The 13956-nt window shown below is 36.9% G+C and carries 10 protein-coding genes; 1 reads left to right on the plus strand and 9 read right to left on the minus strand.

Going from position 1 to position 13956, the window contains the following annotated elements:
• Positions 1-446 precede the first annotated feature (446 nt).
• From ABVM52_RS05700 to ABVM52_RS05720, 5 genes are all read right to left on the minus strand, one after another.
• On the minus strand, positions 447-779 hold the full coding sequence (locus tag ABVM52_RS05700) for a ferredoxin (protein ID WP_348324751.1): 333 nt from the start codon (positions 777-779) through the stop codon (positions 447-449).
• Between the two features lie 55 nt (positions 780-834).
• Positions 835-1182, minus strand: a complete 348-nt coding sequence (locus ABVM52_RS05705; RefSeq protein WP_348324749.1) for a four helix bundle protein — start codon at positions 1180-1182, stop codon at positions 835-837.
• A 75-nt stretch (positions 1183-1257) separates the two neighbouring features.
• The gene (locus ABVM52_RS05710) at positions 1258-2316 is read right to left on the minus strand and encodes an NAD(P)/FAD-dependent oxidoreductase (protein WP_405384445.1); all 1059 of its coding nucleotides are present in this window, start codon (positions 2314-2316) and stop codon (positions 1258-1260) included.
• A 72-nt stretch (positions 2317-2388) separates the two neighbouring features.
• Positions 2389-2628, minus strand: coding sequence for a NifU family protein (locus ABVM52_RS05715; RefSeq protein WP_405384446.1), 240 nt, complete (start codon positions 2626-2628; stop codon positions 2389-2391).
• 2 nt (positions 2629-2630) lie between these two features.
• On the minus strand, positions 2631-3773 hold the full coding sequence (locus tag ABVM52_RS05720; protein ID WP_405384447.1) for a P-loop NTPase: 1143 nt from the start codon (positions 3771-3773) through the stop codon (positions 2631-2633).
• A 227-nt stretch (positions 3774-4000) separates the two neighbouring features.
• Between ABVM52_RS05720 and ABVM52_RS05725 the strand changes: the two genes are divergently transcribed.
• On the plus strand, positions 4001-5659 hold the full coding sequence (locus tag ABVM52_RS05725; RefSeq protein ID WP_405384449.1) for an amidase: 1659 nt from the start codon (positions 4001-4003) through the stop codon (positions 5657-5659).
• Between the two features lie 231 nt (positions 5660-5890).
• Here the strand turns inward: ABVM52_RS05725 and ABVM52_RS05730 are convergent, their stop codons facing one another.
• The 4 genes from ABVM52_RS05730 to ABVM52_RS05745 form a co-directional block, all read right to left on the minus strand.
• Positions 5891-6556 carry an ABC transporter ATP-binding protein gene (locus ABVM52_RS05730; RefSeq protein WP_405384450.1) on the minus strand — a complete coding sequence of 222 codons (666 nt, stop codon included), beginning with the start codon at positions 6554-6556 and terminating at the stop codon, positions 5891-5893.
• Between the two features lie 94 nt (positions 6557-6650).
• Positions 6651-9041: an ABC transporter permease gene (locus ABVM52_RS05735; RefSeq protein ID WP_405384451.1), complete on the minus strand. Its 2391-nt coding sequence runs from the start codon at positions 9039-9041 to the stop codon at positions 6651-6653.
• Positions 9042-9113: 72 nt separating this feature from the next.
• Positions 9114-11522, minus strand: coding sequence for an FtsX-like permease family protein (locus ABVM52_RS05740; RefSeq protein ID WP_405384453.1), 2409 nt, complete (start codon positions 11520-11522; stop codon positions 9114-9116).
• A gap of 37 nt (positions 11523-11559) precedes the next feature.
• Complete coding sequence (locus tag ABVM52_RS05745; protein ID WP_405384454.1) at positions 11560-13938, minus strand: ABC transporter permease; 2379 nt, start codon at positions 13936-13938, stop codon at positions 11560-11562.
• Positions 13939-13956 lie beyond the last annotated feature (18 nt).

Raw genomic sequence — 13956 nt, forward strand, 5'->3', positions numbered from 1 at the left:
CTTGTTGTTCGTTGTTCGTTGTTCGTTGTTGGAAAATTAAAATAACTGATGTTATTAGGGTAATCGAAAACTTAGGAACACGAATTTAACAGATTGCTTCTGTGCGAAATACTTCTCGCAATGACAGCAATAATAATCCCTTTGTCATAGCGAGTGTAACGCGGATATCTGTTTGTTTGGAACAGGTATTTGATTACCTTAATGTTGATTGTTCGTTGTTGGTTATTCGTAAATTGACAATAAAAGCAACTGTCATTTTAGCGCAGCACAAAAACCTAGGAAGACAAATTTAACAGATTGCTTCGGCGCGATATGCTTCTCGCAATGACAGCAATAATAATCCCTTCGTCATAGCGAGTATAACGCGGATATCCGTTTCTTTGGAACACGAATTTAGCAGATTGCTACTTCAATCTCGATTACATCTCGTTTTCTCGCAATGACGTTTATAAATCTTCTGGAGCAAGCTCTACTTTGAGACCGTCCATTTCTTCAGAAATATGTAATTGACAACCTAAACGTGAGTTATCCTTAACATTAAAAGCTTCAGATAGCATAGCTTCTTCATCATCGCTCATTTCTGGTAAGTCGTGGTCAGATTCCACATAACACTGACAAGATGCACACATTGCCATACCTCCGCAAATACCAATGGTTCCTTCTGGAGCAAGTTCATACGAACGAACAACTTCCATAAGGTTCATGTTCATATCTGTAGGGGCATCTATTTCGTGAGATACTCCGTCACGGTCTATAATTGTAATTTTTATATCGGTCATAAATTAGTGGGTTAGTGGGTTAGTGGGTTAGTGGGTTAGTGGGTTAGTGAAAATATTACTTCATTGATTTAATAAAGGCATATAACATTTTTGATACTTGATGAGTTTCATTTATCAATTCTAGTGCCATGTCTTTTTCTATATACGCTAATCTCTGTGCAAGATAAAGCATGGATCTTAGTTCACTGTTTGAAGCTAAAGAAAAATATAAAAAGCGTTTAAAATCTGCATTGGAACTTCTTTCAAAACCTTCTGCTATATTATTGGAAATAGATACTGAAGCCCTCGTAATTTGATCCCGAAAACCAAAGTCTTTTAAATCTCTAAATTGTTTATAGATAAGAACCGCCAAATCCTGAGATTTTTGCCAAACCTTTAAATCTTCAAAACGCTGTATAGTCATCTTTACTAATTCACTATTTCACCAACACACCAATTCACTATATCACTATTTCACTAACAAACTAATTCACTTACTTTATTCAATCTTCTTAACCACCGCTTTGGGCGCTTCTTTTTTTGTTCCGTCGAAACCGTTTACACCACCTACTGTGGTATATTTCATGACGTATTTTTTATCGGGATGAATTTTTTGAAAGGCACTTTGGCACATTAGTGTTGCTTCGTGAAAACCACAAAGGATCAATTTCAATTTACCAGGATAGGTATTTACATCACCAATGGCATATATGCCCGGTATGTTAGTTTGATAATCGAACGTATCTACTTTAATGGCGTTTTTCTCGATTTCCAATCCCCAATCACCTATAGGACCCAGTTTTGGCGAGAGTCCGAATAATGGGATAAAATCATCAACCTCCAAAACCATCTCTTCCTTGGCATCAGATATTTTTCTGATTAGTACAGATTCCAATTTATCATCACCATTTAGCGCAATAATTTCTGCGGGAGTAATCAGATTAAGCTTTCCTTGATTCTTTAATTCCTGTACCTTTTCCACAGAATCCAAAGCTCCTCTAAATTCGTTTCTTCTATGCACCAAAGTTACTTGCGAAACAACATCTGCCAAGAAAATACTCCAGTCTAAAGCAGAATCTCCGCCACCTGCAATTACCACTTTCTTATCACGGTATACTTCAGGGTCTTTAATCATGTAAGCAACCCCTCTATCCTCAAATTTTGATAAATTATCCAACAAAGGTTTTCTTGGTTCAAAACTTCCCAATCCGCCAGCAATAGCAATAACAGGGGCATTGTGTTTTGTTCCTTTATTTGTAGTTACCACAAAGCTACCGTCCTCTAATTTTTCAATGGTTTCTGCACGCTCGCCTAGCGTAAACCCTGGTTGAAAGGACTTAATTTGCTCCATTAAATTATCTACCAAATCGCCCGCCAATACTTCTGGAAAACCAGGAATATCATAAATGGGTTTTTTAGGATAAATTTCTGCACACTGCCCACCAGCTTGTGGCAAGGCATCGATCAAATGGCACTTAAGTTTTAGGAGTCCGGCTTCAAAAACGGCAAAAAGACCCGTAGGTCCTGCGCCTATTATCAATATATCGGTTTTAATCATTACTGGAATTGTTTGTAATACATCTCAAAATTATCAATCCATTGTTTTAAATATCATGACAATTATCAAGATTTAACCTTCTATATTAATTACATTCTCAATTTGTGGAGCGTATTTCTTAATGGTCATTTCTACACCGCTCTTTAAGGTCATTTGATTGACACTGCAACCAACACAAGCACCTTCTAAACGCACTGTAACCGTTTCTTCTTCAATAGAAATAAGACTAATATCTCCACCATCGCTCTGTAAGAAAGGTCTAATTTCTTCCAATGCTTTTTCCACATTCACTTTTAGCTCTGTTGCAGTCATATCTATTTTTTGTTAACTGGCGAGCAACCCGCCATTGTCGTAATTTTAATTGCTTCGGTCGGTGGCATAGTTTTGTTTCTAGCAACAACCTCGCTAACAACCTGTTTTGTTAATTCTTCGAACGCTTTTTCTACAGGCGTTGCCGTCTGTAAAGCCGCTGGTCTACCAACATCGCCGGCTTCACGTATACTTTGCACCAATGGCATTTCTCCAAGAAAAGGTACGTTTAAATCTTCCGATAGGTTTTTCGCCCCTTCCTTACCAAAAATATAGTATTTGTTCTCTGGTAGTTCTGCCGGTGTAAAATATGCCATATTCTCCACGATACCCAATACAGGTACGTTTATGGAGTCTTGCTGAAACATAGCCACACCTTTTCTTGCATCGGCAAGTGCAACCTCTTGTGGCGTACTTACTACAACAGCACCGGTTACCGGTAGTGATTGCATAATACTCAAATGAATATCACCTGTACCCGGTGGTAGATCGATCAGCATAAAATCCAACTCGCCCCAATGTGCATCAAAAATCATTTGGTTCAATGCTTTTGACGCCATAGGTCCTCTCCATATAACCGCCTGATCACGTTGGGTAAAAAACCCAATGGACAATAATTTTACCCCATAACTCTCTACAGGTTTCATTTTAGACTTGCCCTCTACGTTTACCGCCAATGGTTTCTCATTGGCAACATCGAACATAATTGGCATTGAAGGCCCGTATATATCGGCATCTAACAAACCAACCTTAAAGCCCATTTTAGCCAAAGTAACCGCAAGGTTAGCTGTTACCGTAGACTTACCTACCCCACCCTTACCAGAGGCAACGGCAATAATATTATTAATACCTGGTATAGGCTTGCCTTTTATTTCGTTCACCTTTGGTTTTGCCGCAGGAGCATCAACCTTAATATTGATCTTAATTTTAGCCTTTTCATAAACTTCTCTATGGATGATTTTTAAAATCTCCACTTCGGTCTTTTTACGTGCTTGTAAACTAGGGTTGGCTATGGTAAGATCTACTTCTACCTCATCGCCAAAAATTTGAATATTGGTTACCGCACCACTTTCTACCATGTTTTTGCCTTCTCCAGGAACCGTAATATGCTCCAAGGCCTTTAAAACATCTTTCTTATCTATCTTCATTGTATAAATTCATTCAAAACCCGCCTATTGACAAGTAGGGTACAAAGATAATCCTTAGTTATCAGATTATGAAGCTAGCGTATTGAAAATGAAGATGCCATCATAAACGGAATCTGTTATTGCCATAAACTAAATTCTTACCGAATTCTCATTTTTTCCTTAAACGAAACCTTCCAAATTCTGTACTTTAGAATCCCAGTAAAATTTAATTTTCACAACGCTAGTCCATGATACGTTTTAAGCCGCTATTTATATTTTTATTCCTCTTTTTGTTTTTGGCATGTACGGCCAGCAAAAATCAATTTTCAAAAAAAGATGTACAACGTTCCCAAAAACTGGTTGGACTTAATTTTGACAAAAAACACATAGATACTTTGTACCCTTACCTGCAGCGAAATAAAAAGGGGTTTGACAGTTTAAGAAAATATACTTTGGACATCAATACTGTACCTGCAGTACGATTTGACCCGTTACCTATGAATTTTGTCCCAAAATCACAGTCTGGATTTCCAGAATGGGAAATTCCAACCGATGTTGACTTACCCAAAAACAAAGCGGACTTAGCTTTTTACTCCATCCCCCAACTTGCTTCTCTTATTAAAAATAAAAAAATAAGTGCTCTAGAACTGACCCAGTTTTTTATCTCACGCTTAAAAAAATATAACGACATCTTACAGTGTACCATAACCGTAACGGAAGAAATGGCCCTAGAACAAGCAAAACTGATGGACGCCGAACTTGCTACCGGTAAGTATCGTGGTATACTTCATGGTATGCCTTATGGCGTAAAGGATTTAATGGCGGTAGAAGGTTACAAAACTACTTGGGGAGCAGAACCCTACCGCGATCAACAAATTGATATGACGGCTACCGTTGTACAAAAATTACAAGAAGCAGGTGGAATTTTAGTGGCCAAATTGGTTTCTGGTTCATTGGCACGTGGTGATGTTTGGTTCAACGGAAAAACAAAAAATCCTTGGGATACGGAACAGGGGGCTTCCGGTTCCTCCGCAGGGTCCGGTTCTGCCACAGCGGCAGGACTAGTACCTTTTGCATTGGGAACAGAAACACTGGGGTCCATAACATCGCCAAGTAGCAGAAACGGAATTACGGGACTACGACCTACATACGGTAGGGTTAGTAGACACGGAGTTATGAGCCTGAGCTGGTCCATGGACAAAGTGGGACCCATGGCCAGAAGTGCAGAAGATTGTGCCATTGTGTATAGCGTTATTTCTGGAAAAGATTCCCTAGATGCAATGACCACAGATTATCCTGATGGCTTTGAACCTGACCGGGATTACAAAACGCTTAAAGTAGCCTATTTAAAAAAAGATATAGAAAAGGATTCCTCACTGGGAAAGGCCAATTTGGAAAAAGCTTTACAGACCTTTAAGGAAATAGGTGTTGAGCTCAATGAGGTAGCATTGCCCAAGGATGTTCCCTATTCAAGTTTTGATATTATCCTAAGGGCGGAAGCAGGCGCATTCTTTGACGATCTGGTCCGTTCTAAGGAGGTGGACAAAATGGTGGAACAAGATCAGCGTTCAAGAGCAAATTCATTGCGCCAGGCCCGTTTTATCCCCGCGGTAGAATACTTGCAGGCCAATAGACAAAGACAGGTTTTAATTGAGAAAATACATGCAATAATGAAAGATTATGATGTTCTAATTTCCCCTTCTTTTGGAAATAGACAATTAATCATCACCAACCTTACCGGACATCCGGCCATAGCAATACCTACCGGACTTGACAAGGAAAAACACCCTACAAGCCTTACCTTGGTTGGAAATTTATATGACGAAGCCAGTATTCTATTATTGGCAAAAGCATTTCAGGACCATACAGCATTTGATGAAATGCACCCTGACGGGTATACGGATTGATTGGTTGTTGGTTGTTAGTTGTTAGTTGTTAGTTGTTAGTTGTTAGTTGTTAGTTGTTAGAATATGTAATTTTAAGTTAAGTCAGAGAACTTTTATTAACAAAAGGTTCATGAAAATCTCCTTAAAACATATAAGTTCGCGACTGCGCTCGAAGTTGCATTTTAGATATAGGTTATTTTTTGATGATTTATCCTAATATTTAATAAGCTAGAATAAATCATCATTTCAAGACTAAATCTTTCTTCCATCTAGAAGGTTGATGATTCTCGAACCGTATTCGGCGTTCTTTTCTGAGTGGGTAACTTGTATGATGGTCACCCCATCTTCTTCGTTTAGTTTCTTAAAAAGCTGCATGATTTCTTCGCTCTGCTGAGAGTTTAGATTTCCTGTAGGTTCATCGGCCAATATCAGTTTTGGGTTTGCAATTAATGCACGTGCCACACCAACCAATTGTTGCTGCCCTCCACTCAACTGTGTGGGAAACAAATCTTTTTTACCTACAATATTAAATCTATCCAACATATCGGCAACCAAAGCTTTACGTTCTGAACCCTTCACTTTCTTATACAATAAAGGCATTTCTAAGTTTTCCTCAACCGTGAGGTCATCCAACAAATGATAAGATTGAAATACAAAGCCGATATACTCTTTATATAAGTTAGAGCGGTATTTTTCTTTTAAGGTATGTACCGATTCGTTCAAAAAATCATATTCTCCTTCATCAAACGTGTCTAGCATACCTATGACATTCAACAGGGTAGATTTCCCTGACCCTGACGGACCCATGATGGATATGAATTCGCCTTCCTGCACTTCTAAATTAATATCCTTAAGTAAAAACACGCGTTGTCCGCCTTGCTGTACCCATTTGAAAATATTTCTTAATTGTAATAACATTTTTTATCGTGAATTAGTTGATTAGTGAAATAGTGAGTTAGTGGTTGCTAATTGTTGGTTGTTGGTTGTTGGTTGTTGGTTAACATCTTATTTATTATTCTGTTCTTAGACTTTTTACTGGATTGGTGTTCGCTGAATTCAGAGTTTTGATGGTCATGATCAATAATGAGATTACGACCATTGATATTCCACTTATAGCAAATATCCACCAACTTAGTTCCGTTTTATTAGCAAATTCCTCCAACCAATTATGTAATCCGTACCATGCAATTGGTGCTGCGATAACAAAGGCTATTAGTACCAATTTTAAAAAGTCTTTAGAAAGTAAAAAATTAAGCTGAAAAATATTGGCGCCTAATATTTTTCGAATGCCAATTTCCTTGGTTCTACGCTCAGTAGTATGTATGACCAATCCGAACAATCCTAAACAACTAATTAAAATTGCCAAACCTGTTGCCCATTTTAAAAGTGTCGCTGTTTTTTGCTCACTTTCATAAAACCGTTTTACAGTATCATCCATAAAACGATACTCAAAATCAGATGACGGGTATAGCTCTTTCCAAATAGATTCAATTTTAGAAAACGTAATGGGCCAATTTCCTGAATCCTTACTGTTCATTTTAAAGTGAATGGTTTTAAATTGTGTCCATTTACCGTTATAAGTACCCCCTGTAAATGCCATTGGTGCTACGCCATATTTCAACGAATGTTGGTTGAAATCTTCCATTACCCCTACAATGGGTAAGTTTTCAGTATCCGCCTTAATACTTTTACCCAATACATCCTCAGGATTTTCTAGGCCCAAAACCTTTAAATATGACCTATTGATGACAAACTCCCTTATGGAATCATTTAACGGCATTCTACCCGCTATCAATTTTAAATCATAGAGATTAAAATAGCGGGCATTGCCATACATTAACTGTAAATTTGAATTTACTTCCTTATCTCCATCAATATACTTAACACCCATACTCATTGTGGAAAATGATGCGGGCGGATTTCCAGATAGTACCACTTGATCTACACCTGGTATTTCTTCCATTTGACGTACGAACCTTGCTCGTTTAACCGCAGAGGTATCTCGCCATGGTGTTCGGAAATATGCAATGGCCTCTGTTTTGAAACCCATATCCTTTTTCATAATATAATTTAACTGCTTACCTACCATTAAAGTAGCTATGATAAATACTTGAGCAATTACAAATTGAAAAACGGTTAAATATTTTCTTAGAGAACCTTTATCAGAATTGGTCAACACCTGTTGTTTCAATACTGAAACAGGCTTGTATTTGGACATAACGACAGCTGGATAAAAACCTGATAACAAGGAAACCAATAACAACAATAACATTATACCCATTATTACCCAAGGGTTCCAAAAAACATCAAATGTTAGCCCTGATGGTATAAAATCCGAAAATAGTATAAGTAACCATTTTGACAGAAAAAAGGAAAGGCTAGCAGCGGCCAAAGTCAATATGAACGTTTCTCCTAAGAACTGGATTACCAACTGTTTCCTTGAACTGCCCAAAGTCTTTCTAATACCAATCTCTTTTGCCCTTTTTATTGCCTGTGCCGTATTTAGATTAATAAAGTTTATACAGCCCAAAAGCACTAAAATCAATGCTAATATCATTAAACTTTTTAATGCCGAAAAGGATGTGCGACTATCAGCAAAATCAAAAGTATTGTAATTAGGGTTTAAATGTATATCATCTAGCGGTTGTAGATGATAGGCGCTGGTTCTACCAATAGCAACCATTTCTGGATCATCATGGTCTTTTGCTATCTGGTCAAGCGTTTTCTGTACCTCTAAAGGATTTGTGTTTTCTGATAATTTAATAAACAGTTGTGAGGCCGAGTTGGTATTGTTCCAGTTGGCTTCGTTCACTGCATTGGTCATATCTTGCGTGGCCGCCGTTTTTAAAGAAATAAATTCTTCAAATACAATATCTGTTCGCTGCTTAAAATTTTCTACAATACCCGTTACCGTTGCAGAAATTGTATCATTATAAATAACGGATTTTCCTATGATAGTTTCCATCTCCTGATTTGGAAAATATTTTTTTGCCCGTTTCTGAGATAAAACTACCGTATTTGGTTCTTCAAGTGCATTTTCATTATTTCCTGCCAACCAATGATATTCAAAAACCTTAAAATATGAGGGGTCGGTATAGATTACAAATTCAGGGTTTTTAAATAGATGTTCCGTATTCTTATTTTGCACATGTAATGGAAATGCTGTGAACAGCGGTGCTACGGCACTCAACTCTTTCATTTCAAGGTCCACCAGCGCCTGGGCCAATGGTACGGTTACCCCGGCATTGTAAAAATCGCCATCCGGACTCTTAAAAGCGGTAGCCACTCTATAAATTCTATCTCCGTCTGGGTGAAACTTATCAAAAGTAAGGTCATAAAATACCATTGTCCCTATTACAAAAGCAGCACTTAGTCCAATGGAAAGACCTAAGATATTTATCATGGAAAACATCTTGTTTTTCCAAACATTACGAAAGGCTATCTTTAAATAATTACGTAGCATATAGATGTAACTTTATTCCGTTCTTAAACTTTTTACAGGGTTTGCCCTTGCTGCCCTAATGGTTCTTGTACCAATGGTAAGCATCGCTATTACTACGGCTATAGCTCCTGCACCAATAAAAAACCAAACACTTAGGTCAATTCTATAGGTATAATTTTGCAACCATTCCTTTAAAATATACCATGATAAAGGAGATGCGATTATAAAAGCTATTAGCACCAATTTCAAAAAATCCTTGGTTAAAATATAGGTAATAGAACCCACACTTGCACCAATAACTTTTCTTATACCTATTTCTTTGGTTCGTTGTTGTACAATTAACAAAGACATTGCAAATAGCCCCATACAACTTAAGATAATCGCCAGAACAGAACCACTTGAAATCATTTTAGCGGTGGTCTTTTCACGTCTAAACGTCCTATCTATATTTTCATCTAAAAACGAACCTAAAAATTCTGCATTGGGCTCTAGTTTTTTCCACGTATGCTCAAGAGCGGCATACGCATTTGCCATATTGTTGGGCGCTACTTTGGCATACCCATATGTTATGCCCCATTCTCTGCTGATATAAAATGTAATTGGTTCAATGGCCCTGTCCAAATCTTTGAAATTATAGTCCCTAACAACGCCTATAACAGGATAATGTATGCCATCGTTTATTTCCAATTGAGCGGTTAAAGGATCCTCTGCCCCTAATTCTTTGGCCATGGCTTCATTAATTACTACCCCTAAACTATCTGCGGCACTTTCAAAATTTCTTCCAGCAACCAAGTCGATACCCAAGGTATTTACAAACTCATGATCTATAACCAAAAAATTAGTGATCACTGCACGACCCTCATATTCAAATCCTATTTTACTTGATGACCTGCTACCATCTCTTCCTAATCCTAAATTATTATCCGCACCACTTACTGAAATAATATCCGGATTTCCCTTTAATTCATCTCTAAGTAAATCTATAACCGTATTGCTGTTTAGCTTGCCATTTAAAGGGAATGATATGACCTGTTCTTTATCATACCCTAAATCTTTATTACGCATATAATCAATTTGACCCCATAGCACCAACGTGCCCGTTATTAATAAAATGGCAATTCCAAATTGAAATACCATTAGCACATCTCTCACCCTATTACTACCTGTTGATTCTAACTTGCCCTTTAAAGATTGTATGGTCCCCAAACGGCTCATCAGCAATGCAGGATAACCGCCAACAAAAATTGTGATCAGTAACAATACACCCGTTAATCCCAGTAAAAATGAAGGTCTCAAAAGCATATCTACGTTTACATTGGTATTGAACATTGTTTTAAAATCATTCACAAATGCAAAACTTAAAAGTACCCCAATACTTATGGATACTAGAAAGACGAAAAGACTTTCACTCCAAAATTGGAAAAACAGTTGTTTCTTTTGGGCTCCAAGGGTTTTTCGCATTCCAATTTCTTTCAATCGTTTGGCAGATTTGGCAATGCTCATATTTACATAATTAACACAAGCAATAAATAGTATTAAAAATGCTACACCAAGGATTAAATACGGTAGGCTTCTACTAATTTCAACAAAACCACTTTTTAGGGTGGCAAAGTGAACATCGGTCAATGGTACTAAATACAAATTTATAAATCGGCCAGCTGAATCTGCAGATGCACCGTCTCTTTTCAACATTTCAATATTGCTCTTGTAATGAAGGTCAACATACGACCAAGCACTCTTTTCAAAATTATCTGCCGTTACCCCATCTTCCAATTCTACATATACATCATGATATTGAGAATCCCATTGATCCTTTAAATCCAAATAATCTCGGTGGCTTTCAAAATGCGCCGCAATCTCAAAATCTAAATTACTTTGTTGAACAATATCTTCTGCAATGGCACTTACGGTAAATGGTTTTTCTACACCATTTATTAAAAGGTTAAACGGTTTACCAATTACATCAGTAGTACCAAACAAATTATTTGCCGCTTTCTTTGTTAGTACCACCGATGACAAATTATTTAATGGCGTATTCGCATCACCGGAAATAATAGGAAAACTAAACATTGAAAAGAAATCTTGGTCTACCCAAACGATATCCATATCAATTTCTTTATCGCCCCTTATGGCCAATGTACCGTCTTGCAAGTATCTTGAGATGTGCTTAACCCCTGGTACCTCGGTTGCCAAAGAAGGTGCGAATGGAGCTGGATGAACAGTGCCTGCTTGTGGACCTTTAGGTGTTTGTTGAGTTTTAACTATCTTATAAATAGCATCTCCGTTCTTATGAAAACCATCAAATGACAATTGATACATGGCTGCCATTCCCAATAAAATAGCGACGGCAAAGGCTACCGATAACCCAGTGATATTTAGCCCGGTATTTACCTTGTCCTTAATCAAGTTTCGCCAAGCTATTTTAAAGTAATTCTTTATCATGATTCTTGTTTTTTGATTTGATTGATGCTTTTCTATTTCATTCCGAGCGCAGGCTTTCCACGGGATTAGAGATAGCGGCCTTTATACTTTGAAGGCTTATAGTTATAAATGCGATAAACAAAGCAATGATACTTACCAATGCGAAAACCCACCAATTGATTTCGGTTTGATAGGCAAAATCTTGCAACCATCTATTCATAAAATAATAGGCAATTGGGCTTGCTACCAACAGTGCAATTAAAATTAGTTTCAAAAAATCTTTTGATATAAGTGATACAATAGCAAAGGTAGATGAACCTAAAACCTTTCGAATTCCGATTTCTTTAGTTCGTTTTAAAACGGCATGTGAAACCAAACCAAATAAGCCCATACAAGCAATAAAAAGTGCCATGAAAGTGAAAATGTTAAACATTTTTCCCAATCTTTTTTCTTTAGTATAAAGCTGTGCGTAGGTTTCGTCTAAAAATCGCACATCAAAAGGAACTGATGGTACCGAGGCATTTAATTTTTTTGTTATAAAATTTCTAGTTTCCTCAAAGTTCTCTGTATTGACTTTCATAATAATTTCGCCAAATGATTTCTGCCAATTATGCCTCATTTTCAGAAACATTGGTTCTATTGCTAAATCGAATTTTTGCAAATGATAATCTTTGACAACTCCAATTACGACACCCTCATCAAACTTTTTTCCAACAGCATTTTTCCATCCCAATGCCTTTACAGCCGACTCATTAATAATGTATGCCTCTTTTTCATCTGTTGCAAACTGCTCAGAGAACTTTCGCCCTTCAACTATTTCCATCTCAAAAAGATCCATATAATCGTAGTCCACATAACTTCGATAAACAAATAATTGTTCCTTGGTATTATTGCCTTCCCAGTAACTAATTGGGCCTTGGTTTTGCGAGCCTATTGGTATTTGATTGCTTACAGAAACTTCTTTTATTTTTGGATGACTTAACAACTCCTTTTTAATTACATCTTCTTTTTCACCAATTTCTTTTTGACCGTAGGGTACATGAATTACATGTTGTCGATTATAACCCAGATTTTTACTTTGGGCAAACTGCAGTTGCTGATAAACTATAACACTACCAATTGCTAGAATGATAGCCGCAGCGAATTGCCCAACTACCAGTCCATTTCGCAACAAGGAGCCTTTAACATTTTTAAAAAAGTCACCCTGAATTGCTTTAATAGGAGATACCCTAGAAAGAAATATTGCAGGGTAAAGTCCTGACATTCCACTAATAATTATGGCAAGAATAAGCATGGATATTAAAAACCATTGATTACCTATCAATTCATAAGTAATATTCTTATCAAGTAAATCATTAAATAAGGGAAGCAATAGAATGGCGAATACAAATGCCATTATGAAGCTAATAAGGGTATACAGAAAAGACTCCCCTAAAAACTGCGCTACTAACAGATTTTTTTTGGCACCTAAAACTTTGGTCATTCCAATTTCTTTAGCTCTTTGGGCTGATTGAACCGTAGTCAAATTCATATAATTAATGGCTGCTAACAAAAGAATTATCAAAGCGATAGCACTAAATAAATAAATGTAACGCACTGAATTAGTCGGACTAAGTTCCATATTCGCATTAGAATATAAGTGCACGTCTTTTAACGGTTGTAGAATAAACTTTGGAGTTTGTAAACCAAATTTTTTATATTTTGGACCCGTTAACTTATCATATTTTGTAAGCTTTTCAGTAAGCGCTACCGCGTCAGAACCTGATTCTAAAGTAACATAAGTATGGCAGCAATTAGAATCCCATAGGTCAAGATTTTGAATATAATTTTGATCCACACCAAAAGAAGCAATAAAAGCATATTTAACATGTTGATTTTCTGGTGGGTCTGCCACAATACCTTTGACGGTAAAAGGTTTGTCACGGTCAAAAAAAACAGTTTGACCCAATGCACTGGCACTTCCAAAAAGTTTATTCGCCAAAGATTCCGTCAGAAGTATATTCTCTGGGTTTTGTAAAGCTTGTTTTCCAACACCAGATGTAACAGTAATATTAAAAACATCAAAGAAGCTTTGTTCTGTAATAATACCCTGCTCAAAAAACGAAACTTCACCTTTTTTAAGAATAGCAGCGCGACTTTCAATTGCAGTTTTTAGTTGCGTTTCTGGAAAATCTTCTAACATAGCGTTGCCCAATGGCAAGGGAGTAACTGCAAATAAATCTGTGCCTTGAAATTCATTGCCAAATTGTTGGCTTAGAATGCGATAGGTGTCATCGGCTTTATCATGATGTTTATCATAGCTTAATTCAAATTGAATGTAGAACGCAATTAGGATGAAACAGGTCATGCCCATTGTCAATCCTGTTAAATTGATAGCAGAATATAATTTGTTTTTTATTAAATTCCGCCAAGCGATTTTAAAATAATTCTTTATCATGATTAAATTATTTTGATT

Source organism: Maribacter sp. LLG6340-A2 (assembly GCF_045057105.1).
GTDB lineage: Bacteria > Bacteroidota > Bacteroidia > Flavobacteriales > Flavobacteriaceae > Maribacter.

Bases quoted from the DNA above. Each gene is read 5' to 3' on its own strand.
- ABVM52_RS05710 (WP_405384445.1), bottom strand. From the start codon at position 2,316: ATGATTAAAACCGATATATTGATAATAGGCGCAGGACCTACGGGTCTT.
- ABVM52_RS05730 (WP_405384450.1), bottom strand. From the start codon at position 6,556: ATGTTATTACAATTAAGAAATATTTTCAAATGGGTACAGCAAGGCGGA.
- ABVM52_RS05745 (WP_405384454.1), bottom strand. From the start codon at position 13,938: ATGATAAAGAATTATTTTAAAATCGCTTGGCGGAATTTAATAAAAAAC.
- ABVM52_RS05725 (WP_405384449.1), top strand. From the start codon at position 4,001: ATGATACGTTTTAAGCCGCTATTTATATTTTTATTCCTCTTTTTGTTT.
- ABVM52_RS05740 (WP_405384453.1), bottom strand. From the start codon at position 11,522: ATGATAAAGAATTACTTTAAAATAGCTTGGCGAAACTTGATTAAGGAC.
- ABVM52_RS05735 (WP_405384451.1), bottom strand. From the start codon at position 9,041: ATGATAAATATCTTAGGTCTTTCCATTGGACTAAGTGCTGCTTTTGTA.
- ABVM52_RS05700 (WP_348324751.1), bottom strand. From the start codon at position 779: ATGACCGATATAAAAATTACAATTATAGACCGTGACGGAGTATCTCAC.
- ABVM52_RS05720 (WP_405384447.1), bottom strand. From the start codon at position 3,773: ATGAAGATAGATAAGAAAGATGTTTTAAAGGCCTTGGAGCATATTACG.
- ABVM52_RS05705 (WP_348324749.1), bottom strand. From the start codon at position 1,182: ATGACTATACAGCGTTTTGAAGATTTAAAGGTTTGGCAAAAATCTCAG.
- ABVM52_RS05715 (WP_405384446.1), bottom strand. From the start codon at position 2,628: ATGACTGCAACAGAGCTAAAAGTGAATGTGGAAAAAGCATTGGAAGAA.